Annotated in this window: 20 protein-coding genes and 1 tRNA gene; 5 read left to right on the top strand and 16 right to left on the bottom strand. The window is 67.3% G+C overall.

Annotated features, from left to right (window positions below):
• Positions 1–216: 216 nt before the first annotated feature.
• Positions 217–2,835: a SulP family inorganic anion transporter gene (locus tag AC08OO_RS00925; protein ID WP_476610015.1), complete on the top strand. Its 2,619-nt coding sequence runs from the start codon at positions 217–219 to the stop codon at positions 2,833–2,835.
• 246 nt (positions 2,836–3,081) lie between these two features.
• On the opposite strand, the gene AC08OO_RS00930 is transcribed toward AC08OO_RS00925, so the two are convergent.
• From AC08OO_RS00930 to AC08OO_RS00950, 5 genes are all read right to left on the bottom strand, one after another.
• Positions 3,082–4,146 carry a methyltransferase domain-containing protein gene (locus tag AC08OO_RS00930; protein ID WP_476618149.1) on the bottom strand — a complete coding sequence of 355 codons (1,065 nt, stop codon included), beginning with the start codon at positions 4,144–4,146 and terminating at the stop codon, positions 3,082–3,084.
• Between the two features lie 11 nt (positions 4,147–4,157).
• Entirely contained in the window at positions 4,158–4,283 is a 126-nt protein-coding gene (locus tag AC08OO_RS00935; RefSeq protein ID WP_023842045.1) for a hypothetical protein, read from the bottom strand.
• 325 nt (positions 4,284–4,608) lie between these two features.
• Positions 4,609–5,307, bottom strand: a complete 699-nt coding sequence (locus AC08OO_RS00940) for a histidine phosphatase family protein (RefSeq protein WP_476610017.1) — start codon at positions 5,305–5,307, stop codon at positions 4,609–4,611.
• On the bottom strand, positions 5,288–6,076 hold the full coding sequence (locus tag AC08OO_RS00945; RefSeq protein WP_476607489.1) for a CbtA family protein: 789 nt from the start codon (positions 6,074–6,076) through the stop codon (positions 5,288–5,290). Before AC08OO_RS00945 ends, AC08OO_RS00940 begins: the two co-directional genes overlap by 20 nt.
• A gap of 35 nt (positions 6,077–6,111) precedes the next feature.
• Positions 6,112–6,333, bottom strand: a complete 222-nt coding sequence (locus AC08OO_RS00950; RefSeq protein ID WP_476610031.1) for a CbtB domain-containing protein — start codon at positions 6,331–6,333, stop codon at positions 6,112–6,114.
• 205 nt (positions 6,334–6,538) lie between these two features.
• Between AC08OO_RS00950 and AC08OO_RS00955 the strand changes: the two genes are divergently transcribed.
• Positions 6,539–7,039 carry an ArsR/SmtB family transcription factor gene (locus AC08OO_RS00955; protein WP_476618150.1) on the top strand — a complete coding sequence of 167 codons (501 nt, stop codon included), beginning with the start codon at positions 6,539–6,541 and terminating at the stop codon, positions 7,037–7,039.
• Between the two features lie 142 nt (positions 7,040–7,181).
• Here the strand turns inward: AC08OO_RS00955 and AC08OO_RS00960 are convergent, their stop codons facing one another.
• Together AC08OO_RS00960 and AC08OO_RS00965 are read right to left on the bottom strand one after the other, a co-directional pair.
• The gene (locus AC08OO_RS00960; protein WP_476610019.1) at positions 7,182–8,090 is read right to left on the bottom strand and encodes a hypothetical protein; all 909 of its coding nucleotides are present in this window, start codon (positions 8,088–8,090) and stop codon (positions 7,182–7,184) included.
• A 197-nt stretch (positions 8,091–8,287) separates the two neighbouring features.
• The gene (locus tag AC08OO_RS00965; RefSeq protein ID WP_476610020.1) at positions 8,288–8,821 is read right to left on the bottom strand and encodes an NUDIX domain-containing protein; all 534 of its coding nucleotides are present in this window, start codon (positions 8,819–8,821) and stop codon (positions 8,288–8,290) included.
• Positions 8,822–9,550: 729 nt separating this feature from the next.
• Between AC08OO_RS00965 and AC08OO_RS00970 the strand changes: the two genes are divergently transcribed.
• Positions 9,551–10,474, top strand: coding sequence for an alpha/beta fold hydrolase (locus AC08OO_RS00970; RefSeq protein ID WP_476610022.1), 924 nt, complete (start codon positions 9,551–9,553; stop codon positions 10,472–10,474).
• 139 nt (positions 10,475–10,613) lie between these two features.
• Here the strand turns inward: AC08OO_RS00970 and AC08OO_RS00975 are convergent, their stop codons facing one another.
• The 8 genes from AC08OO_RS00975 to AC08OO_RS01010 all read right to left on the bottom strand — a co-directional run bounded on the left by AC08OO_RS00975 (position 10,614) and on the right by AC08OO_RS01010 (position 20,785).
• A complete protein-coding gene (locus tag AC08OO_RS00975; protein ID WP_476610023.1) occupies positions 10,614–13,040 on the bottom strand; it encodes an MMPL family transporter in 2,427 nt (808 codons plus the stop codon).
• An 80-nt stretch (positions 13,041–13,120) separates the two neighbouring features.
• A complete protein-coding gene (locus tag AC08OO_RS00980; protein ID WP_476610024.1) occupies positions 13,121–14,047 on the bottom strand; it encodes a class I SAM-dependent methyltransferase in 927 nt (308 codons plus the stop codon).
• 90 nt (positions 14,048–14,137) lie between these two features.
• Positions 14,138–15,325: an MFS transporter gene (locus AC08OO_RS00985; RefSeq protein WP_476610025.1), complete on the bottom strand. Its 1,188-nt coding sequence runs from the start codon at positions 15,323–15,325 to the stop codon at positions 14,138–14,140.
• Positions 15,326–15,344: 19 nt separating this feature from the next.
• Positions 15,345–16,046, bottom strand: coding sequence for a lysostaphin resistance A-like protein (locus tag AC08OO_RS00990; RefSeq protein WP_476618151.1), 702 nt, complete (start codon positions 16,044–16,046; stop codon positions 15,345–15,347).
• Positions 16,047–16,140: 94 nt separating this feature from the next.
• Positions 16,141–17,226: a bifunctional lysylphosphatidylglycerol flippase/synthetase MprF gene (locus tag AC08OO_RS00995; protein ID WP_476610027.1), complete on the bottom strand. Its 1,086-nt coding sequence runs from the start codon at positions 17,224–17,226 to the stop codon at positions 16,141–16,143.
• Positions 17,223–18,278, bottom strand: a complete 1,056-nt coding sequence (locus AC08OO_RS01000; RefSeq protein ID WP_476610028.1) for an SDR family oxidoreductase — start codon at positions 18,276–18,278, stop codon at positions 17,223–17,225. Before AC08OO_RS01000 ends, AC08OO_RS00995 begins: the two co-directional genes overlap by 4 nt.
• A 1,032-nt stretch (positions 18,279–19,310) precedes the next feature.
• On the bottom strand, positions 19,311–20,468 hold the full coding sequence (locus AC08OO_RS01005) for an endonuclease/exonuclease/phosphatase family protein (protein ID WP_476618152.1): 1,158 nt from the start codon (positions 20,466–20,468) through the stop codon (positions 19,311–19,313).
• 244 nt (positions 20,469–20,712) lie between these two features.
• Positions 20,713–20,785: transfer RNA gene (locus AC08OO_RS01010), tRNA-Asn, on the bottom strand.
• 141 nt (positions 20,786–20,926) lie between these two features.
• Here AC08OO_RS01010 and AC08OO_RS01015 point away from each other — a divergent pair.
• Entirely contained in the window at positions 20,927–21,223 is a 297-nt protein-coding gene (locus tag AC08OO_RS01015) for a hypothetical protein (protein ID WP_476608597.1), read from the top strand.
• The gene (locus AC08OO_RS01020) at positions 21,213–21,701 is read left to right on the top strand and encodes a winged helix-turn-helix transcriptional regulator (RefSeq protein ID WP_476618153.1); all 489 of its coding nucleotides are present in this window, start codon (positions 21,213–21,215) and stop codon (positions 21,699–21,701) included. The genes AC08OO_RS01015 and AC08OO_RS01020 overlap by 11 nt, the downstream gene beginning before the upstream one ends.
• Before the next feature lie 323 nt (positions 21,702–22,024).
• Here the strand turns inward: AC08OO_RS01020 and gltX are convergent, their stop codons facing one another.
• Positions 22,025–23,437, bottom strand: coding sequence for a glutamate--tRNA ligase (gene gltX / locus AC08OO_RS01025; protein ID WP_476611773.1), 1,413 nt, complete (start codon positions 23,435–23,437; stop codon positions 22,025–22,027).
• Positions 23,438–23,570: the final 133 nt, after the last annotated feature.

Here is a 23,570-nt window from a genome sequence, read left to right on the forward strand (position 1 = left end):
GGGCTTTTGTCACAGAGGGAAACTCGGCTGTGGACTTGCACGTTGAGATCTGTGCATCATTAGTCACTTTCCGTTTCTGCGGGTCCAGGGTGGGCGTCGGATGTGGTCGGACCGCAGTGTCCGACGGGCGCCGGCAAACCGTCGCCAATGGTGACACTTCGGGGCCGATCTCCGACGAGACACCCGTCCCGCCGCATCGAACTCGAGGAGGATGCCATGACCGCTTCGGTTTCCCCGCCGTCACCGTCCCGGCACAGCCATTCGCCGCCCATGTCCGGGTCCACCGCCAAGAACGTGCGCCGGACCCGGGGTGACCACAACCCCCTGCGTCCCGATCTCCAGGCCTCCCTGGTCGTGTTCGTCGTGGCGTTGCCCCTGTCGCTGGGCATCGCCGTCGCCTCGGGGGCGCCGGTCGCCGCGGGTCTCCTCGCCGCGGTGATCGGCGGCGTCGTCGCCGGCGCCCTCGGCGGTGCGCCGTTGCAGGTGAGCGGGCCGGCAGCCGGGCTGACCGTCATCGTCGCCGATCTCGTCCACACCTACGGGTGGCGCGTTACCTGCCTGATCACCGCAGGGGCCGGGATTCTGCAGATCCTGCTCGGGCTCTGCCGGGTCGCCCGCGCCTCCCTGGCCGTCTCGCCGGCCATCGTCCACGGGATGCTCGGCGGCATCGGGCTGACGATAGTCCTCGGCCAGTTCCACGTGGTGCTGGGCGGACAGGCCGAGAGCCACGCCTGGGAGAACGTCGTGGCAGTGCCCGAGGCGATCATCGATCCGCACGGTTCCGCGACCCTCGTCGGCTTCGTCACCATCGCCACGATCCTGCTCTGGCCCCGGTTGCCGAAGAGGCTGCCGAACGCCGTCCGAGCCATCCCCGCCTATCTCGCGGCGGTCGTGACGGGCACCCTGCTCGCTGCCGTCGCGGGCTTCGACCTGCCCAGGGTCGACCTGCCCTCGTCCCTGTTCGACGCGGTCGCCCTGCCGGGCCTCCCACACGGCGACTGGTCCGGCATCGCGCTGGGCGTCGTCACCGTGGCCATCGTCGCCAGCGTCGAGTCCCTGCTCTCGGCCGTCGCGGTGGACCAGCTTGCCACCACCCGAGGCTGGCGGGGGCCGCGCGTCGACCTCGACCGCGAGCTGCTCGGGCAGGGCTCGGCGAACCTCGTCTCGGGCCTGGCCGGCGGGTTGCCGATCACCGGGGTGATCGTGCGCAGCTCCACCAACGTCGCCTCCGGCGGGCGTACCCGGAAGTCTGCCGTCCTGCACGGCGTCTGGGTGCTGCTGTTCGCCGTGTTCCTGGGTCGCATCGTGGAGTGGATCCCGCTGTCCGCCCTCGCCGGCCTGCTCGTCGTCGTCGGTGCGCGGCTGGTCAACGTCGCGCATCTGCGCCACGTCCGCCGGCACGGGGAGCTGCCCGTCTACCTGGTGACAATCGTCGGTGTCGTCGCCCTCGACCTCCTGCAGGGCGTCGCCCTGGGTCTGCTCACCGCGCTCGCCCTGGTCCTGCGCCGGGTGCTGTGGTCGAGTGTCCGGCTGGTCCGCACCGGCGAGCTCTGGCAGGTAGAAGTCGAGGGGACACTGAGCTTCCTGTCCCTGCCCCGCCTCGCGCGGATCCTGGGCCGTATCCCCGTCGGTGCCCCCGTCTCGATCGAACTCATCGTCGACTACCTTGACCACGCCGCCTATGAGCATCTGCGCGGCTGGTGCGCGAACCACGAGGCGTCCGGCGGGACGGTGAGCGTCGACGAGATCGGCCAGGTCTGGTTCCGCCGGCCTGCCGAGGTCGCGGAGCAGCGGCGCCGTACCGTCGTCCCGCACCTCCCGCGCTGGTTCGCGCCCTGGTCGCAGTGGCAGGAACTGGAACTCGCCTCGTCATCGTCGGATCCCTCCTCTTCTGATTCCCCTTCGTCGGGATCGCGGTCCTCGGATTCCCAGCCCGCCGGCGTCACTCCGCCGGCGATCCACCCAGTCCAGGGCCCGGACACGGCGGTGTCGGTGCCGGCGCAGGCCTCCCCCGACCGGACATTCGACCACGTCAGCACAATGCTGTTCGGGGTGAACGAGTTCCACCGGCGGGCCGCCCCGCTCCTGCGGGGCACCTTCGACGAGCTCGCCGGGGGACAGCAGCCCGGCGCCCTGTTCCTCACCTGTGCCGACTCCCGCATTGTTCCCAACATCATCACCAGTAGCGGTCCCGGTGATCTGTTCACGATCCGTAATGTCGGGAACATCGTCCCGGTGGACGACCCCGCCGGATCCGACCCGGACGCGCCCTTGCGGCGCGGTGGCGACCTGTCGGTGACCGCCGCGCTGGACTACGCCGTCGACGTCCTGCGGGTGCCCTCGCTCGTGGTGTGCGGCCATTCCGGCTGTGGCGCCATGCAGGCGTTGCTGTCCGGCGCGCTCGACGGCGCACCCGACTCGGCCCTGGCGGGCTGGCTGTCGCACGCCGCCGCCTCGCTTGAGCGGACGCCCCCTGCCGGCACGGAGGACCTGCCCCCGGTGGAAAGGCTGGGCCGCGCCAACGTGGCGCAGCAGTTGGAGAACCTGCGCGCGCATCCGGCCGTGCGCCGTGCCCTGGCACGCGGCACGCTGGAACTCGTCGGCCTGTACTTCGACATCGCCGACGCGCGCATCTGGGTGTTCGAGGAGTCGACCGGCCGGTTCGTCGACCCGATGGACGCGTTGCCGACGGCGGTCATCGGGACCGGCTCGCGTCGCCGGTGGGACGCACCGGTGCGGGTGCCCGCACCCATGGTCGTGGTCGGCGCGGCTTCTGCCGACGAGCAACCGCCGCCCGCCGGCAGGCGGGCCCGGTGGCTCGGCCTGCCGCGGTAATGCCGCAGCGGTGAAGGGCCGCCGATCGCCCTGGATCCCGGATCCCGGATCCCGGGATCCAGGGATCCGAGGTGCTGACCCCGCAGATGCACCGATGGTCGGCGACGTCGACCTTTTGATGACGTCGACCTTTTGATGACAGAGAGTTGCCGAGGGTGAGGCGCGGTTTCAAGACCGGAGACCGTTACCAACCCTCGGCGATTCGCCGTCGCGCCAGTTCGCCGTCGCGCGGTTCGTCCGCGGGGGTCACGAGGCCGGGATGACCCGCTCCGGGTAGTCCAGCCAGGATGTCTGACCGTCGGGGGTGACGGTGAGCCCGAAGCGGGTGCAGGACGGCCGCCCTGCGTTCACCCACCAGTCGTAGGCCATTTCGAGTTCGTCCCACAACCGTCGTGGCCCATACTGGGTGACCTCGTGCCCGTCCGACTGCCCGTCCGACTGCCCGTCCGACCCGGCGGTCAGTGACGCCCACGAATGTGACGCCGCGTGGGACAGCAGAAGTGTTCTCGCCGGGCCGCCTTCCTCGATCTGCCCGGTGGTGCAGCCGGGCAGCCACAGGCCGACCGCGAATCCGGCCGCGGCGTCCGCGAAGGGCTCATCCAGATACCGGCAGGTTGTTCTGACGTCGGCGTCGTCCTCGCCGAGCCACCAGACGGGTTTGTCGGCCCGTTGGCCGCGCAACCGCATGAAACCCGCATCATCATGAAAATGGCCCGAGGCGGTGCCGTCCGCGACGGTCAATGACAGCAGCGCCCCACCGAACTCGCTCGTGAACGGCAGCACGATCCGCCCGCCCGGCCGGGTCTGCGTGATCCAGGGGTAGGGAACGGTAACCACCGACGCCGTGGCGATGATCCGGTCGTAGGGAGCCCGATCGGGAAACCCCGCCGCGCCGTCCCCGACGACCACCGTCACCGGACGGCCGATCCTGGCGAGGGCCGCGCGGGCGTGCCCCGCGATTCCCGGATCGATCTCGATGGTGGTGACCTGGCCGGTCGGGGTCCGCTCGGCGAGCAGCGCCGCGTTATAGCCGGTCCCGGTACCGATCTCGAGGACGTTCATCCCGTCCCGCACATCGAGGAGGTCGAGCATCCGGGCCATGACCCACGGCGCGCTGCTGGAACTGGTCGGTATGACGCCCCTACCGTCGTACCTGCCCGTCCCGTCGTCGACCTGCGTCGTGATCCCGTCGTCGCCGCGGCACAGCTCCGACCACCGCTGTGGATCATCCTGGCGCCGGAGCGGGACCAGGAAGAACCCGTCCTCGTCCCGGACCCAGATCTCATCCGGGATGAAATCCTCGCGGTTCACCCGGCGGACGCTCACGCCTTCCCTGAGCCCTTGCACACGCCGCAGGAGACGGTCTCGTTCTTGCCGTCGCTGGTCACGGTGATCTTCCCGCTGCCGTTGCAGGTCGGGCAGGCTACCGGTTTCGCGTGCTTACCCACCCGACCGCCTCTCACCCGGGGTCATCTAGCCAACTGGGGCCACCTGGGGGTTCGGACCCACGGCCATGATTCCATCCGTACGGTGCCGCGCGTCAAGGGGCCGCGGCAGCCTCGTGGCCGGGCCGGGAAACCGGTCGAACCTGACGATTCTGATGCGATTTTCACTCGACCTCCAAGCGAGCGGTGGGTGATGACGCCGCTGCGTTCGGGCGGGTCGCCCACGATGCTGTAGTCGGGCAGAACGGTCACCCCGAGCCCCCTGGGCGACCATGAGCCTTCCCACCCGCGCACCGGCGCCGATGGACGCCGGGCCCGGCGGATCTCGCTAAAGCGGGCGGCAGACGTGTGTCAAGGTCCAGTCGGTTCCGGTTCCGGTTCCGGTTCCGGTCGCGGCACTCTCCGTTTTCGGCTGCGTGCCGGTCGTGCCGTCATGACCGCCCGCGCCGATCCGATGGTGCAGGAGGGTCGCCGTCAACGGGGCGACGTCGATCCGCCAGAACATCTCGACCGGGCAGCGCAGGGCGGCCACGAGCACGCCCCGGATGACCGCCGGATGGGTCACCGCGATGATGTGGCTCGGTTCGGTGCTTCGCCGGACCAGCCAGTTCTCGACGCGGCTGAGCAAGCTCAGTAGGGATTCGCCGCCCGGCGGGGCCACCGCCGGATCGCTGTGCCACCGGCGCAGCTCGTCCGGGGGAATCTCGTCCAGGCTGCGCCCCCGCCAGGCCCCGACGTCCAGGTCGCGCAGGGCCGGATCCACCTCGGGGACGACGGGTGGGCCCGGGGCCCGCGGGATGGTGACGTCACCCTTGCGGGCACCGAGGCCCAGGGCGGCGGCGGTCTGACAGGCCCGCGCGGATCCGTCGCAGAGCACCCGTCCCGTCGCGGGAAGTGCGCCAGCCGCTACCGCCTCGGCGGCGCCGGCGGCTCGGCGCAGCCCGTCGGCGTCGAGAGGCTCGTCGACAGGGAACCGGGCGGCCCGCAGGGCCACGGTCGGCGCGCAACTAACCAGGGCCAGCCGCACCGGCGGCACCGATCGCGCTGGTGGGGGCCGCGGTACGTCGGAACGCGCGTTCGGTCAACGTGCCGAACAGCAGGCCGATGGCCGCCCAGACGGTCGCCTGGATGGCGAGCGAGGCGATCCGGAACCGCCACAGCACGTCGGCCGGGAAGCCCTCCGGCGTCTCGTGCACGCGGGGCAGAACGGCGTAGACGACGCCCAGGACCACCAGCCCGCCGACGGCGGCGGCGATCGTCGCGTTCCAGCCGCCGAGCCGGCCGGTGAGCCGCCGCGCGGCCACACCCGTCCCGACCACGACGATCACCGAGATCAGGATCATGAGGAAGTACAGGACGGTCCGCCGGCCGATCGTGTCGGGATTCCCGATCGCGGGGGGATTCGCCGGGTACTTCAAATCGGGCAGGAGGTAGACCGCGGTGAACCCGGCGAGGGCGACCAGGGCGGCCGTCCCGCGGGGCCCGAGGGTGCCCAGGCGGCCCTGTACGCACGCATACGCCAGGGCGAACATGCCGCCGATGGCGACGGAGAAGAGCAGCAGACCGGTGAACAGACCGAGCGTCGACTGCACGGTCCGGGACACCGGCTCGGACTCCTCGTGCGCGTGAGCGGCGAGACCCACCACCTCGTGCGCATGAGTGGAACTCTCGCCTGCCGACTCGAAGGTGATCGCGTGACCGATCTGGCTCTCGCCGAGGGTCTTCGCGACGATGAAGGCGAGCACGGCTGCGACCAGACCGACGAGCATGCCACGGATCAACAGTGTTCGTGCCACAGCGTCTCCTCGCTGGAACAGATCGGGAGGAGGCGTTAGTGGCAGGGGAAGCCGAGCAGGTGGCGGGCGTCGTGCACGAACTCGTGGACGTAGTTCCCGCCGAAGATTGACAGCGCGCCCTGCTCGGCGCCGACGAAGTACAGCCCGAGCAGCGCCAGCAGCCCGCCGAAGAGCAGGAAGGGCACCAGCTCACGTATCGGGATGGTCGGCAGGGCCGGCAGGGCGAGCGGTGCGGGGGAGACGGCGGGGTGCGCCATGAGGAGAACCTCCACTGGAATCACGCGTTCCACGGGTAGGACGGGTTCGGGCAATGGGTCTGACTTCCGAGACCATCCAGGACGGACGGGCCGATCACAGTGGCGCGACCATGCCGGAATCACACCGGCTTCCATCACACGAACATGTAGAGATAAACAGCGCTATGTAATCCTGTCAAGTTTTATGGGCCGCCAGGATGGCTGGATGGGCCCGGGTGCGGTCCCGTGGGGCATGCTGGTGTGCATGACGACGACGTTCGCATCGACCCTGGTGCCCCTGACCGCGCGTGATCAAGGTGATCAAGGTGATCAAGGTGATCAAGGTGACGAGGGTGACGAGGGTGACGCACCGAGCGGGCTCGCGGGCACCGTCGCGTCCTGCTGCACGCCGCTGGCTCGCACCCCGCTGTCCGCGGAGGACGCCGAACGTCTCGTCGGTGTGCTCAAAGCGATCGCCGTTCCCGCCCGGCTGCGGCTGCTGTCGATGATCTATGCGCGGGAGGGTGGTGAGGCGTGCGTCTGCGAACTGACCGAGCCGCTCGGGCTGACCCAGCCGACCGTCAGCCACCACCTGAAGGTTCTTGTCGCCGCCGGCCTGATCAGCCGGGAGAAGCGTGGCGTGTGGGCCTACTACCGACTCGTGCCCGGAGCGCTGCCCGCGCTCGCCACGGTCTTCGCTCCGGCCGCCGCTCCAGACGCCGAGTGAGACGACTACCGAGTGAGACGACTACCGAGTGAGACGCCTACCGAGTGAGACGCCTACCGAGTGAGACGACTGCCGGGCGGGACCTGCGCATCGCGGCCGGCGGTGGTCAGAGGGACCAGCAGCGGTCAGGGACCAGCAGCGGTCAGGGGAGCCAGGAGACGGTGGCGCAGCCGAGCTGATGCCGGATGGGGCCGTCGGGCCCGGCGTTCGTGGCGTAGGCGCACACCGTGTGCGGGACGGCGCTCGTGATGACGGTGGTCTCGAAGCCGTGGTCGGAGCCGGCGTCGGGGTAGAAGCGGGCGACGTCCGGTCGGGAGGCGTCCGCGGTGGCGGTGGTGGCGGTGGCACCGTCGAGAGTGACCGTGACGATGAGGGGGTCGGCGGGGTCGTCGGGGTCGTAGGTCCAGCCGGCGACGCGGACGCTGCTCCAGCCGGCGGTGATCCACGGGTTGGGCGTCGCGAGGTCGAGGTAGCCGAGGGGCGTGTGGTCGACGGCGGGCGCGTCCACGGTCGCGGTGGCGCAGCCGAGGCTCCGCCGGTGGAAGGAGCCGAGCGGGCCGATGTTCACCGCGGCGGTGCAGACGGTGTGGGTGCCGGGTGCGGCGGCCACGGTGGTGTCGAAGCCGTGGTCGGGGCCGGCGCCCGGGTGGGCCCGGGCGACGTCGGGACGGGAGCGGTCGGCGACGACGGTGGCGGTGGCGACGTCGTCCAGAATGATCGTTACGGCCAGGGGGCGGGTGAGGTCCCCCGGGTCGATGGTCCAGCCGGCGACGCGGATGCCGGCGGGGGATGCGTCGGCGAGATCGAGAAAGCCGAACGGCGGCGCATCGTCCCCATCGGGACAGGTTTTCTCGGTTTTCTTGATCTTCTCGGTTTTTCTGATCTTCCCCGTCTTCCCCACGTCACTGGACCCGGCCGTCGGGCAGGCGCCGGCCACGGCGGATCCGGCCAGGCCGACGCCGATCAGGACGGTGGTGAGAGCGAGGATGATGATCATCGCGACGGCGGTACGTACGGGCGTTCGATGCGGCGCGATGGCGATGATCGTCACCCTCTCCCCTCTCGCTCAAGGTGTGAACTGAAAGTAGCATCTCCATTGCTATCGGTCGACGGCCGTGAAGGTTTTGTTACATGTTGCATCCACGTCGCCGCCATGCGCATTCTGCGGGTGCGGTGTCCGTACGGCCATGGAGCGGTGGGGCGGCGACTGGACCCGGCGCGCCGACCGCAGCTGTTACCAGACCTGGATCAGCCAGCTCGGTCTGGCGGGGGAGCCGTGGACCGGTCGCGGGACCGGATAGCCGAGAAAGCCTGCCGCGATCGTGCGCCCGCTCCCCGACTCGGCGGCCAGCCGAACCGGGAGAACGGTTCCGCCCGCAGATGCAGACGGATGATCTCCCTGCTGTACGCCAGCGTGTCGGCCGGCAGATCGTCCGGTGGGTGCCAGGCGAGGGCGGAGCAGGTGGCTGGCTCCCGATTGGTGGGCTCGCCGCTCCACCGCGACACCAGGAAGCCGAAACCGATACGAGCGTCGCTGTCCGGCGGAAGGGCATGCGTGATACCCGCGAAAGTGACCTCCTCGGGTCCGACCCCGATACCGAGCTCCTCGTCGAGCTCCCGGATCACCGCGGTCACGACGTCCTCGGCGGGCTCGATCCGTCCGCTGGGCAGCGCCCAGCAGCCGCTTCCGTAGATGCCTCCCGCGCGTTTCGTCAGGAGCAGGCGGCCGTCCCGTATCAGTAGCGCAAGAACGTCGACCGGGGTCCGGTGTTCGTGCCGCATGATCCTCCTCGTGCTCTTCTTCCCGCGGACCGACTCGAGGCCCGTGACCGGGAAACGTAGCGCGCAGGGCCCCGTCCTTCAGAGTGAAGATTCAGCAGGGATTCGGCCGGCGCCCAGCGGCAGGGCGGCACTGTTCCGCGCATGCGCATCCTGGTGGCGGACGACGACCGGAGTCTGGTGGCGCGACTGCGGGCGCTGCTGCGCCGTGGTGGTGGGGAGCGCCCGGTCGTCCTGGCGGCTGGCGATCTCCGGCTCGACCCGCGTCGCACCGGGACTGGCGGGGTGAGTCACCGGTCGAGCCGACGCCACGGCAGTTCTCCCTCCTGGAGTTCCTGACGCGCCGTCCCCGTCCCGTACCGACCGGTGGGTAGGGCGGTGGCACGGGACGGGGACGGTAACCATCCCGGCTACATCCTCGTCTGCCGGCCAGCCGCCAAGGCTGGATGGTCACCATCCAGCAAGCCGACCCCACAGAACCGAGGACACCTCAGCGCCGGACACGCCGAGGCGGTTCAGACATTTTTCCGGGAGATTCCTCGCGCCTTGGCACTATAGGGCTTGGTGGAGCTGAAGAGTATGTTCCCGACCGTGTTACGGTGGGCGAGGGCGTTCTATTCTTCAAGAAGATTAAGGATAGATTTCTTGGCGTGGAATCAGGACTTGTCAAGCTAGCAGGCTTGGCACTTTAGTTGGAGTCCAAGAATGAGTTGTGCTGTAGCCAGGATATATATGCTTTCTATTATTATCCTGTTCTTGTTGGGCTTTCTGGCTGTTAGCTTTTTTGCCTACGGCGTCGAGCCCGGGCGGAATCTCAAGGAGGCGCCCTCGTTTCTGAAGGAACGTACAACTCGATACACGGACATAGGTGATACGCGGCTCCACTATCTGAAGCAAGGCGCTGGTAGCCCTGTCATTCTCCTGCATGGCGGTGGCACCTGGCTGTATTCTTTCCGGAAGAACATCGATGAGCTTGCCCGGGAGCATACTGTGTATGCCCTGGATATGCCCGGGCATGGTTTCACCACCTACCAGGATCCTGCTACGCTCACCTTGGACGGATTCGCGACGCTCCTGAAAGGTTTTTTGGCAAAGCAAGGAATTGTCCGGGCTGATTTTATCGGGAGTTCATGGGGTGGCGGTTGGGCGCTTTATTTTGCCGAGGTTTACCCTGGTGAGGTCGGCAGGATAGTGCTCATTGATGCCACGGGGACGGCGGAGATCGCGGCTCACGACGGGAGCTCCTGGAAGTACCTGTCGTATCCGCTGGTAGGCGAGTTGCTCGTACACTTCTTTTCTTTTGGCAACGTCAGGAAGGATATACACAAAAATCTCTTCAGCAACCCATCGGCCGTATCTGACGCGGAGATTCGCCAGATATATATTCCTATCACTTATTCTCGCAACCTCAAAGCTCAGTACATCCTGCAACGTAATTTGAACTGGAGCGAAGTCGACCGGCATCTCGAAAAGGTACACAGCAAGACTCTTGTGATCTGGGGCAAGGATGATCGTTACATACCAATAAAATTTGGCCAGAATCTTGAGGCGAGGCTTCCAAATGCCCGGTTCGTCTCCATAGAAAATGCCGGCCACCTACCGCATGAAGAGCAGCCGGAAAGGGTCAACGCACTCTTGTTGAAATTTCTTCAATAATGGCGCATCCTGCAAGGAAGTGTCAACTCCGGTATGCCGTGTCGGGCGTGTCCTGGCCTGGCCGGTAAATCTTGGTGTCATGCGGGATACGGCGGTGTCACGCGTGACACGGCATGGTTACGGAATGGCGCCGTCTACCTCACGCCGGCCCGTCCGGGGCGGCGGCGCGGCGCCGTAGGGAGGGCAGCCACCAGTTGTACTTCCCGGCTATCAGGAGTGTGGCGGGCGCCAGGACGAGCCTGATCAGCGTGGCGTCGAGCAGCACCGCGACGCTGAGGCCGAAGCCATACTCGCGCAGCATCAACGTTGACGAGAGCATCATCGTCCCCAGTGTTCCCGCCATAACCAGGCCGGCAGCGGTGATTACCCGGCCGGTGTCCACGATAGCTGTCGTCACCGCGTCGGCGTCACTGCTTCCCTGCCGGGTTATTTCTCGGATCCGGGTTATCAGAAATATTTCGTAGTCCATGCCGAGACCCATCATGAGGATCACCAGGAAGATTGGTAGGTCGTTGATGACGGGTTCATCGAGCCAGACGGCGAAGACCGCGAGCGTGGCGCCGAGTGCCCAAATGTTGCTGAGCGCGATCGTCAGGATCAGCCGGATCGGGACCAGGATGGATCGTAATGCGAAGGTCAGCAGCACTATGACGCCGGCGCACACAAAGGCGATCATCTTCCAGAAGGACGATGTCAGCGCCGCATCGTATTCTTGGTCGATGACGGTGGCACCACCGACCTGAGCGTTGTCGATGGTACTGTCGGCGACCAGCGTGGTCAGCGTCCGGATCGTCGACCTCGCCTGCTCCGACAGTGGGTCCCCAGCCAGCACGATGGACAGCCGCAGGGCGCCGTCCGGGGCCAGAAAGTCCTGTCGGATGTTTTGTGGTAGCGCCGACGTGTCCTCCCAGGACAGCTTCGTGCCCGTGGGGCGGGACAGGCTCGAGACGGAGACCACGCCGGGAGTGCGGGCGATCGCGTCGCTTAGGCTGTCCAGTCGCTGCCAGCCGGCAAGGGTGAGAGTGTCGCCTCGGTGACCGTTGTCGCCGATGTCACCGATGACGGTCGTCGGCTGCAACAGACCGGGTTGCCAGTGTTCGGCGACAAGATTGTAGCCGCGGCGGGCGTCTGTGTCCGGGCTCAGCGCGACCGGGTCGGAGGTCAGCCGGTGGGATCCCAGGAGGACAATGATGGGGATCGTCGCCAGCAGGAACACCGCGACGACGGCGACGGGTGCCCGTCGCGGCAGCACGGCCAGCCGTCGCAGCAGGTCGGTCAGCCAGCCCTTGGACTCCATATCCGTGAGCGGCCGGACACCGAGCAGGAAGAATTTGTCGCCCAGCAGAACCAGCAGCGCCGGTGTGATCGTCAGTGCGGCCAGCAGCATCACCGGGATGCCCGCGAGCCCCCCATAGCCGAGCGGCGGGATCCAGTCGACCGGTGAGAGCAGGGTTGCGGCGAACGCGAGGATGACGGTGCTTCCCGCGAGGGCAATGCTTTCACCAGCGTGGATGGTGGCGTTGACGACGGCTTCTTTCGGGTCGCGGCCAGCCAGGCGTTCCTGTCGATATCTGGAGGACAGCAACATGCTGTAGTCGACGCCAGCACCGAGCATGACGAAGGTCATGATTGTCGTGGTGAACTGGGTTAGTTCCACCTGGCTGCCGACGGCGTACAGCCATGCCTGGCTGATCGTCATGGCGAGCCCGATCATCGTCAGGGTGAGGACTGCCGGAACGACGGCACGGAAGAACAGCAGCAGAACGATGATGATGATGATGTAAGCCGCGTACTCCATCTTCGCGTTGTCGGCCTCGGCCTTGTCGTACGTGTCCTTGATCAGTGCGAGTTCGCCGGTGACGGCGGCGTGCACCGGGGAGGCTGGGCCCAGCCGGGCTGTGTCCGCGGCCACAGTGCGGCGCAGCGCTGTCAGGTCCGGGTCAGGTCCATGCTTCGAGTAGGCGACGGTAACGAGCGACGCCCTGTGGTCATCGGAGATCAGGCTGGCGGCGTCCACCGGCACGGGGAAGTCCGCCCAGTCCGCCTCCTCGGCCAGCGTGCCGGCCAGCGTCGGCCATTCCGCCTGGTCGGTACGTGCGGCCCGTTGCAGGAGTGGAACCAGCGCCGCGGGCACCTGACCCGTGGCCCGCGCCTGGGCCAGGCGGCCCATGGCCTCCTCGGTGCTCGGTGGCGGCGTACCCGTCGGCGCGAGCACGTGGCGCATCGCGGCCAGGAGAGCGTCGCGGTGCAGCGTGTACGGCGACGTCGTGCTCATGACTGAGCCATCGTGGACGAGTGGCTGTAGCGAGGCGTCCAGCATACCCATCAGCCGCCGCGAACTCGCGGCGGTCACATCGGGCGCACTGAGCACGATGAGGGTTTCCCGCTCGGAGTGATGCGGGAATGCCTGTACGAGCCGTTGCGCTACGGCGTCGCCGACCGAGCCGGGAACGATCTTCGAGCTGCCCTGCCGAGACTGTACCTCGGAGAGCTTGAGCGCGAACGGCGCGCAGGCCCCGATAGCGACCAGCCAGAGGACGATGACGACCACGGGGTGTCTGACCACGGCCCGGGCGATCCGTCCCAGCACCGGATGGGCGGAAGGGGAAGGCGTCGACTCCGATCCGATCCCGCCAGCCCCAGAGTTCACTGGATCCCATTCGCCTTGGTGACGCCCGGCTGGACGGGAGCTGCCGGCTCCGGTGTGGTCCCGGCGACGACCACGACGAACGGATGGAGGAGTGTGAGGCCCCCCGGCCGGCTGGCCTGCTTGCGTAGCGCCTCTGTCAGTTTGCCTCTGACGTCGTCTTCGCGGGACATGTCGAACGAGTCCCGGAAGCCGGCGCCGGCGCCGGACCGTTCCACCCACTCTACGGCTTCCTCGGCGGTGGCCACCGGCCAGCGCTGTTCACCCTCGTACTGGTTGATTACCCGCAGTTCGCCCTTGCGCATCCACCTGGCCACCGTCTCGGCGTCCTTCGGCAGGGCCACCCGCACCATCGCGGTGAGCAGAGTCGGCTCGTCCGCGACGACGTCTTCGAAAGCCTTGCGCAGCGAGGCCAATGCGTCCGCGCGGGACTCGATGATGCCGATCCGACCTCCTGGGCGGAGCACCCGCCGCGCCTCGCGGAACAATTGGGAGGGCTTGCTATAGCAGATCGCCCAACCGCAGACGATCGCGTCGGCGCTGTCGGTCGCCTGGGCCTTGAGGAACTCCAGCATGTCGCCCTGCTGCCAGCTGACATCCTTGGAGGCTTGGCCGAGCGTCTCCATCTTGGCCTTCGCGACGGCCAGCATCCCCGGGGACTTCTCGACCACCCGCAGCGAACCGAGGCCCTGCTGCCGGATCCGAATCTGTTCGGACAGGTGACCCGTGCCGCATGCCAGCTCGATGACGTCCATCCCCGGGGCGATCCCCACCAGGTCCAGCATCGCCGTCGAGTTCGGGCCCATGAGGGCGGTGAACGCCTCGTCATAGGTGCTGCTGGCGATGTCGTAATCAGGTGTGGTGTCGGCAACGGCGCGGGTGAGTAGGAGACGGGCGGCGCGCAGCGCCAGACCGGCTCGGCTCATAGCAACTCCCAGTGGATCGCGAGCAGAAGGACGGGATGTCTTTTCGGTGAGGTGGATGCCCGACTGCAGCCGGGCATCCTGGCTCGGACGTCAGGTGACGGAGCGGCGTTGCGCCGCGGTCAGGATCAGGACGGCGCCCAGGACGAGAACCGCCGCCATGCCGGTAAGCGCGGTGGTGACACTGCTGAAGCCGGTACCCAGCGCGCCGAGCAGAGGGCCGCTCATCATCCCCACGGCATAGGCGATGTTGAACATCGCGAAGATGGCCCCATGCCCGACCCCCCGCCGTTCCGCCGCTGCGGTGAGAATCCCCAGCGCAGGGATGAGGACAAAGGAGAAGCAAACGGCGAACGTCACCAGCAGCACCGTCGTCCAGCCAACGTCGAACCTGGGGAGCAGCGGCAGGACGGCGCTCATCCCCAGCAACCCGCCCGGGATCAACGGCAGATCCGGCCGCCGGTCCCCAAGCAGGCCGACCGGCACCCCGGCGAGCCCGTGCGCCAGCGTCGCCGCTCCGAAGATCAGACCCAGCGTGGCCGGGCCGCTGCCGAACCGGTCGGCCAGGTGCAGCGGGAGCAGCGGTTCCAGCATGCTCAGCGTCGCCGCTCCGAAGGCGACAGCGAGCAGGGTCGGCAGGAGCGAACGCCAGCCGGATGGCTGCTGCTCACGTACCGGCTGCGCGGCGCCGCGGACCAGCCACGGCAGGACGGCGGCGAGTACCGCGGTGAGCACCGTGCACACCACGAACGGCGCCGCGTCGCCGAAGCGTTCGGCCAGCAGCCCGCCGATCACTGGGCCAGCGACCATACCGACGGACATACTGGACATCGCCGCTCCCATCGCGCCGCCGGCCCTGGGGGGCCGCACCCGCTGGGCGAGCAGAGCGATTCCGTTCGTCCACAGCGCCGCCGCGGCGACTCCCTGGAGCGTGCGGGCAGCCAGAAGTTCGGGATAACTATGAGCCAGCGCGAAACCGACCGTCGAGATCAGCAGACCGGCGGCACCGACCTGGAATGGCCGTTCATGCCCGAACCGGTCGCCGACCCGGCCCATCAGGGGAGTCCCCGCCAGCAGGGCGACCGCGTACGCGGCGTACAGCAGGCTCACCCCGGCCGACCCCACATCGAACTGGTCCGCGTAGTTCGGCAGGACAGGTACCACGATGCTGTAGAGCAGGCTGTCCACGAACAGCGCGCCACAGGTCGCGGCGGTCACCTTGAATACGTCGTGGCGAACCGCGGTGGAGTTCGTCTCGACCGCGTCCTGGCTGGCAGTCATCTCGCCTTCTCCGATCACGTTAGAGCGAGATTGCCCAGATGGTGAACAGAACGTTGGCCACACCCTGCGCGATGGTCGTACCGACCACCGATCCCGTCACCACCCGGCAATAACCCAGGGCGAGGCCCATCACGAAGACCGAGGGGACCATCCCGGCCAGGACCAGCGGGTTGAAAGGATTGAGTCCGTAATCGCCGAGGTGCACGAGTGCCCAGCCGGCACTGACCGTGACGACGGACCTCCAGAGCCCCATGCGCCGGGAGGCGGCGTGCAGCAGCACGCCTCGGTAGAAGACCTCCTCAGCGATCGGGACGAGCAAACCCATACAGAGGAACAAGGAGATGTAGGCGAGCGCCGGAGAGTCCGGGAACATCTCGCGGAAGAGGCCGGGCAGCAGGGCCGCCCAGTTGTCCTCACCCCGCCCGAGCAGCGTCAGGCAGGCGACGAGGGCCAGCAGGTAGCCGGCGGTCACCACCCCGATCCCGCGGGCCAACTGCCGTGGCGAGGATATGGCCTGCACGCCGACATCCGACCACATTCGCCGCGGCACGACGAACAGTGCGAACGGGGTGAGCACGATAGAGAACACCATGAGCCACTCGTCGAACGCGCCGGCAATACGTAGCGTTCCGAGGATGGCGAACACAACGCAGGCGACAAGCACGGGCCGCGCTTCGTAACGCGGGAGCCGCCGGCCTGGGACCCGACCGGACCCGGTCACCCCCGACTCCGCCGTCCCGCTCCCATGCGGGACCGCGTTCGGGGCGGAGCGAAGGACTTGATCTTTATTTCCGACATCGCGAGAAAGAATTTTATCACTCATGGGGACTCGCTGGGCGACGTGTGACGCTCTTCCTACCCCGGCGCAGCGAGACGGCCTTCGTCACCCGCATCAACCGCCAGACGGCGGAGAGCGAGACGCCGTCCTGGAACGCGACATACTCCGGCTGGATCAGGTCTGGTTGCCACTTCAGCTTGTATGCCACCTGGGACTGGGCTGGGTAGATCCACTCGGCGCGAGTGCCGAGCCAGTGCACGAAACGGTCCACGAAGGGGCTGTGTCCAGGAAGCCGATGTTTCGGATCAAGCGAAGTGAAGGGAGTGAGACCAAAGTGCAGGTACGGCGTCTTCTCCCCGACGAACTGCCGTACGGCCGTGGACAGGATCAGCTCGCTGACTCCGGTGGGAGCGTCCGGTATCCGCCGGCTCAGGTCGTGCAGCCAACCGGAGTGCCGCCCGAAGACCGGCGAGAATACCTGGTAGCCTACCAGCCGGCCGGCGTGCTCGGCAACGAACAACCGGCGCCTGCACTCGGCCCAACCGCCCCGTTGGCCGATCATAAAGTCGATCTCGGCGACGCCAAAACCTTTTGCCTTCAACCATACCCAGTCCACCTCGTTCAGTGCCTCCACCAGCTGCGGCGTCCGCTCACGGACCGCCGCCACCTCGCGTACCCGGACGCCGTCCCGATTAGCTCGGGAGATCTTATTCCGGATCTTCACGAAATGTTTCCCCGACATGCTGAACCCGTCCAGTGAACGGGCGTAGGAGGCGCCGAGCTGGTTCACGCCAAAACCGGCACGCAGGTAGATGTCAGTATCTTCGGGCATCAGCTGGACGCTAATCACCCGACGGCGGTTCTGCCTGGCCCAACGGACGAACTCAGTCAGCAGCTCAGCCTGCTGGTCCGGCGGCGCGAAGACTCCGCCGAACTGGATCAGGAACCTCCCGCTTGGCCGGTAGATGACGACGCCGTCGATTCCATCCACCTCGAACGTCAGATTTCCTTCGTTCAGCGCCAGGTATGCAGATGGGTTGTGAGCGTGCCGGGTCAGCACGTCCAAAGTGGGCTCCGCGACGGATCGCGTCTGTGCGACCCCTGTGCTGCTGGTACGGGTCACGGCCGGCTGCTCCCAGCAACGGCCGCTCGGTCGATCTTTGTCGTGCCCTGGTTCGGCCGAGCGTCGCGGGCCGCCCAGTAGCGCATGCTCCGATCCGCGACTGTCCTGGCGTCGGGGAGCGGCCGGACGCCGAGGGCGGCGAGCTCATCAGCCGATGTCGGCAGTATCAGGCTTGAGTGGACGTACGCGGAGAAATAGGCTACTGCCTTCATCATCCCCGCGTACAGTGCCGGATCCGTGATGGCGAATTCATCCGGGGCATTACCGGATATCAGCATCGGAGGCTTGGCTGGATAGCCAAAATCACGGCCGATATCGAGCGCCATGTCAACGACGTCGGTGAGGGTCAGTGCCGCCGGCCCATTGGCGAGCCAGAGTTCGCTGCCCAGAGCCTCCTTACGTACAGCGGCAACAACTGCCTCGGCTACATAATCAACGGGCACCAGGTCGATCCGAGAGGCCGGGGAGAAGGGTATTATCGGTAGTTTGTCGTGCAGGAATCTGGCCACCATCTGGTAGAAGCCTTGGAAGCTGGCTATGGCACCGGTATCGGAGTGGCCGACGATGATCGAGGGCCGGAGGATGGTATAGGGGACCCCCGCGCCGCGCACTACGTCCTCGGCCTCGCGCTTGCTGCTGGCGTAGCGAGCACCGGACTCGCCGGCGCCGTCGCTGCGGGCGCCAATGTAGGCGGTGCTCACATGGTAGAGGGGTGCGTCTGCCGCCGCGGCCAGCTGCGCTATCCGCGAAGTTCCCTCGACGTTGACCGACCTTAATGTCCTCTCGGTACCGTTGAATGCGACCACGGCGGCTGAATTCACCACCGCATCCACGCTGTCGACCAGGGATCGGTACTCCGATCCATCCAGGCCGAGTTGTGGACGAGCGATGTCACCGCGCACGGTGGTAATCGTCTGCTCGGCCAGGACGGTGCGGTGCACCAGGCACACCGGCTCGATGTCAGGAACTCTTTTCAACTGGCTCAGGAGCTCTTGACCGAGCACGCCCGACGCCCCCGTCAAAAGCACCCGTCGTGCGGTTTGCGCAGTCATCTACTTCCTTTTCCAGCAGGGAATGTCCGCATGGCGATGCGGCCGGATCACTGGTAGAAGCTGTCAACGACCTTTTGGTATTAGAAATATGCCAGCGATGCCCGTCGATATTCCGTGGAACGGCGTGCATGCCTGCGTCAATGATCGTTTTCCTGATTATCATCATCAGCTGTGGATGAATTCGACAGGGCCGGGTCTGCCGTGATTCTCCAGGCATACGCGTGGCCTGGGCGCGCTTACTGTAGTTACAGTAGCGGCCGTTGCGCACTCCAGCGCTACGTTGTCGCACCCCCCGTGTCGCCATGCGTCGCATCCGTGCCGTCAAGTAGGCGAAGCCGCGACTTACTGTTCTTGTAACGTCTCCTGGAATCGCTCGGTCGTCAGTCTAGCCACAACCAACTGGCGAAGTCTACGAGAAAGGACGGGCCATCGGTTGTTGAGAAGAAAAATTAAGCTGCCGCTTAATAGCAAGTAATCTGTGCCCGCAGCGGGCTGACCAGCGCTTCCGGTGGCCGTCAGCCTCCGTTGGAGTCTCTACGATGTTGGCTGTCTCACAGTGGGGCGTTATGGGCTATTTTCACAACTTAAGTCTAGAATTCGGAAGATGCGAGTGGCATCCACCGACGTGTCGTACGGATAGTGATCTTTAGCGGCTGGCTGGAGTGATAAACCGTGCTGTAGGGCAACTATCGGTAGGCGAGCCTGGACAAGGTGCTGTGCGCGTACCGGGCCCGGTAGTCGCGGACCTGGCAGTCGTCGAGGCCGCGGGTGGGAGTGGACCCGGCCGCGGTCGCCGACCCGGGCCGCTCGCCGGATCGGCCGAGAGTACGGCTGCGCCGGGTTCGTGGTTCCGTTCGACCACGGCGACGACTGGGACCTCGCCGCACCGGGCGAACGCATCCACGACATCGCCCACCTCCGCTGGTAATTCCTCGGATGGTTCGGGGGCGGGGCCAGATCGAGCGGCGGGGCAGGCGTCCGCTCAGCGGCACAACAGAGCGTCGCCTGGGTGTTCTAGATACCGCGGTGTTTTTAGATATCGAGGTCGACGTAAAGGGCGGCGTGATCGGAGGCGGCCTGTTCGGCTCGGGTGATCTTGGGGTGGATCACCCACTGGGCGGATGGGTGTTTGTTGTCGGGGTCGCCCCACAGGCCGGTGCGGACGATCTGCCCGCCGGTCATCCGGTCGGCGAGGTCGGGGGAAAGCAGGATGTAGTCGAGTCGGTTGCGGGCGGTGCAGGACTGGAAGGTACCGGGTCGGGGGCCGGTGTCGAATCCGGCCCGGCTGGCGGCGTCGACGAGTGGACTGTCGGGGCCGAGGAGGGGTTCGAGGCTGGGGAACGTGGGCGGGGGTGGCTTGTTGAGGTCACCGACGACGGCGATGTACCGGGCGCCGGCGTCGCGGAGCGCGGTGTAGATCTCCGCCACCCGGTGGGCCTGCCGGCGGCGTAGCGGGTCGGGGTTTCCGGAGGTCCAGGACTGGCTTTTCAAATGGTTCGGCAGTACCCAGATGGTGTTGCCGGCGGGGGTGTGCAGTTCGTAGGCGGGGCAGTCGCGGCTGAACAGCGGCCGGTCGGGGCGGGCCGGGTCGGGGTCGTCGACGTGGCTGACGATCGAGCCGATCGTGTGGCCGGGTTTGGCCAGCAGGCCGACGTCGATGCCGCGGGGGTCGTTGCCGTCGACGAGCATCACGTGGGCGTACAGGCCGGCGAGCAGACTGGTGTTGAACCGGACCAGCGCCGGACGGTTTTCGGCTTCGATCACGGCGAGAACGTCGGCGTTGATGTCCGTGATGACCTGAGCAGTGGAGCGGATCGCGGTCTCGTCGACGGGGCCGGTGACCAGTTCGACCCAGCCGATCCAATCCTGCCGCCCGGTCGCGTCGATCACAGCGTCCTTACCGGGGGGTTGGGTGAGGAAGTTCCCGCGGTTCTCACGAAGCCGGGCCCACCGCGGCTGTGGATCCCGGTTGAGCTGCAGCCGACCCTCGCTGGTGCGGGTCAGGATCTCCATCGTTTCCAGGTCGGCGAGCATGTCGGTCTTGTTCTGAACGGTATAGACCTCGTGCTGGGCGAGGGTGGTGAACCGGTCGAATGCGGCCAGGACCGGCTGGCCTTCGTCCCAGGTGGGCAGGTCCATCGCCCGGATCCGTTCGAACAGGTTTTCCACGTTGAACGACGCCAGTCGCACCGGCCACCCCCACAGCACCGTCGTGTCGGCTCTGCTGCACAGCGTGGCAACCCGAGGAGTTGCTGTCGACCCACCGGCAGGTGAATCTTTTATGATCTCGGTGGTCCACTTGTGGCCGCGCCTGTGACGGCTCTCTTGATCCTGCATCGATCAAGATCGTAATGTGGACGGGCGAGGCTGAAGCGGTACTGGCATGACTCGGAATGATCTTCGAAAGGGATCAAGTATCCGACCTGAGACCAAGCTCCCGCGATAGGACTCGAACCTATAACCTGCCGGTTAACAGCCGGCTGCTCTGCCAATTGAGCTACGCGGGATCGGGTGCCGTGCACCTGACGTCGTCAGCCTACCTGAGGTTCGGGCGGTCTTGGACGTGGGGTAGGAATCAACCCGACGGCACAACGTCAAGCGGCCGGCGGCCATCCGCCTGCACGTCCCTCGGTCTCCTGGGAGGCAACATGCGTATCAGGCCCAGCGTCATCCTGGCCCTCGGTCTCGGATACGTCCTCGGCGCCCGGGCCGGCCGGGAGCACTACGACGCCATCATGCGGCAGGTCCGTGACCTCCAGGAGCGCCCGGAGGTCCAGAGCGTGGCGGGACTCGTCTCCGCGCAGGCGGCCACCGTCTACCAGAAGGCCCGGGACCTGCTTGGTGCCCATGCCGGGCAGTCCGCGACCAGGCTGTTCGCTCCCCTCGGCTCGCACAGCTCCAACGGTGTCGGATCCAACGGCGTCGGTTCGGTCGGTGCCCGCTGATCGAGGAACCCTCGCGCCGGAGACCCCGGAGACCACCGATGAGCGGTCCCGGCGGGACATGCCGATGAGGCAGGCGAGGCCGAACGGGTCGGGACGACCGCACGCCTCCGGTCATCCCGAGACTCATCCCGAGACTCCGGACGGCGCACCGTCCGCCCTCGCCGGTCTTGTGGACCTGTTGGGTCGGCGTTTCGCCCTCGCCGTCTACTGGAACCTGCGCGGGACGGCCCTGCCGTTCCGCGCGCTCGTGGCGCGGCTCGACGCGCCGCAGGCCCAGGTGACCCAACGCCTGCGGGAGCTGCGCGAGGCCGGCCTCGTCGAGGTGGACGAGGCCGGCGAGTACCGGCTGACCGCGCACGGCCGTCGCCTGCAGGGAGTGCTGGAACCGCTGGCGGCCTGGGCGGACGACTGGTCCGGGCTGAGCCCGCGCCAGCGCACGCCCCGAGGATCAGCCACCCAGGGTCATGGTGAGCCCTGAGTTCGGTGGACTCCCGCTTGGCGGCAATATCCCGACATCGCGGAATGATCGCTATCGAGAGGCATCTCGTGACAGCAAGATCACAGCTTGTCTTGAGCTCGTTTTAAGGATCTCTTAGGCCCAGCGGGGTGTGCTGGTCCTTGTCGCCCGGCTGGCTGGCGAACTGGAGCAGCCTCACCCACCAGAGGTAACCCCGGCTTCTGGTGGGTCTCCCCAGCCCGGGTCGCGGCTCGTCCCAGCCGCGACCCGGGCTCAGCCCTGCCCGCCGCGCGAGGCCGTCGTGGACCGGTGTGCGCGCGAGGCCGTCGTGGACCGGCGTGAGGTCAGCCGCCGGTGAGCCGTTCCCGCGCTTCGGCGAGCCGCCGCAGGGTGGTCTCCCGGCCGAGCGCCTCCAGCGACTCGAACAGGGGCAGTCCCACGCTCCGCCCGGTCACGGCGACCCGCACCGGTGCCTGCGCCCTGCCGAGCTTGAGACCGTGCCGCTCGCCCACCTCGGTGAGTCCGGCCTTCAACGTCTCGGCCTCCCACTCGATCTTGTCGTAGAGGTCGTGGACGTCGGCGAGCAGTTCCGCCGCCGGCCCCTTCATCGCCTTGGCCCAGGCCGCGTCGTCGATCGGTGCCTCCGGCAGGAAGAGGAAGTCGACCATCGGCACGATCTCCGACAGCACGGAGACCCGGCTCTGCGCCAAGGGGGCGAGAGCGGCGAACGCGTCCGCGTCGAACGCGGCCGGCTCCCACGGCGCGGCCGGCGCCGAGAGCCAGGGCCGGACCGCCTCGATGAACTCCGCGACGCTCAGCCGCCGGATGTACTCACCGTTGAACGCCTTGAGCTTCTTCTCGTCGAAGAACGCCGGCGATGGCTTCACGTCGGCAAGGTCGAAGGTGGACTCGATCGTTTCCCAGGGCACGATCTCGTCCTCGCCGGGCGGGGCCCAACCGAGCAGCATCAGGTAGTTCTTCATGGCGGCGGGCAGGTATCCCTCGTCCCGGTAGGACTCGAGCGCCACCTTGTCGCGCCGCTTCGACAGCTTCTGGCGCTTCTCGTTGACGATCACCGGGACGTGCGCCCACACCGGCGGCGCGTCCGCGCCGAGCGCTGCCCAGAGCAGCTGCTGCTTAGGGGTGTTCGACAGGTGTTCCTCACCCCGGATGACGTGGGTGATCCCCATCTCCAGGTCGTCGACGACGTTGGCGAGCAGGAACACCGCCGACCCGTCGGCCCGCGCGACCACGAAGTCCTCGATGGTCTCGTTCGGGAACTCCGGCGTGCCGCGGATGAGGTCCTCGACGATCGTCACGCCGTCGTCCGGCGTGCGAAAGCGCAGCGCCCGGCCGGGACCCGGGGCGAGCCCGCGGTCCCGGCAGAATCCGTCGTAGCCGCGCTGCGCGTTGCCGGTGCGTTCCGCCAGGGCCTCGCGGGTGCAGCCGCAGTAGTAGGCGAGACCCTCGGCGTGCAGCCGTTCGGCCGCGGCCCGGTGCCGGTCGGTGCGCGACGACTGCAGCACCGGACCCTCGTACCCGCCGGGGCTGATGCCGAGCCAGTCCAGCGCGCTGATGATGCCGTCGGTCCACTCCGGCCGGTTGCGGGACGCGTCGGTGTCCTCGACGCGCAGCACGAAGTCGCCGCCGGCGCGCCGCGCGACCAGCCAGTTGAACAGCGCCGACCGCGCCCCACCCACATGGAAGATGCCGGTGGGAGATGGCGCGAATCGAACCCGTACCCGCCCAGATCCCATGCCGCGCAGCGTACAGCGGATCTCGACGGGCGAACCGGGCGTGGGCCGATGGTGACCGGCCGCGGAACCGGTCTCCCGGGCGGCCGGCCACGCCCCTGCTCAGCCGAGGAGGTCGAGGGGGGTGGTGGGTTGG

Source organism: Frankia sp. CeCAU1, from assembly GCF_977971845.1.

Excerpts from the sequence above, each read along its gene's own strand:
- gltX (WP_476611773.1), bottom strand. The coding sequence starts at position 23,437 with ATGGGATCTGGGCGGGTACGGGTTCGATTCGCGCCATCTCCCACCGGC.
- AC08OO_RS00950 (WP_476610031.1), bottom strand. The coding sequence starts at position 6,333 with ATGGCGCACCCCGCCGTCTCCCCCGCACCGCTCGCCCTGCCGGCCCTG.
- AC08OO_RS00925 (WP_476610015.1), top strand. The coding sequence starts at position 217 with ATGACCGCTTCGGTTTCCCCGCCGTCACCGTCCCGGCACAGCCATTCG.
- AC08OO_RS00985 (WP_476610025.1), bottom strand. The coding sequence starts at position 15,325 with ATGACTGCCAGCCAGGACGCGGTCGAGACGAACTCCACCGCGGTTCGC.
- AC08OO_RS00965 (WP_476610020.1), bottom strand. The coding sequence starts at position 8,821 with ATGCGGCACGAACACCGGACCCCGGTCGACGTTCTTGCGCTACTGATA.
- AC08OO_RS01000 (WP_476610028.1), bottom strand. The coding sequence starts at position 18,278 with ATGACTGCGCAAACCGCACGACGGGTGCTTTTGACGGGGGCGTCGGGC.
- AC08OO_RS00970 (WP_476610022.1), top strand. The coding sequence starts at position 9,551 with ATGCTTTCTATTATTATCCTGTTCTTGTTGGGCTTTCTGGCTGTTAGC.
- AC08OO_RS00955 (WP_476618150.1), top strand. The coding sequence starts at position 6,539 with ATGGGCCCGGGTGCGGTCCCGTGGGGCATGCTGGTGTGCATGACGACG.
- AC08OO_RS00980 (WP_476610024.1), bottom strand. The coding sequence starts at position 14,047 with ATGAGCCGAGCCGGTCTGGCGCTGCGCGCCGCCCGTCTCCTACTCACC.
- AC08OO_RS01015 (WP_476608597.1), top strand. The coding sequence starts at position 20,927 with ATGCGTATCAGGCCCAGCGTCATCCTGGCCCTCGGTCTCGGATACGTC.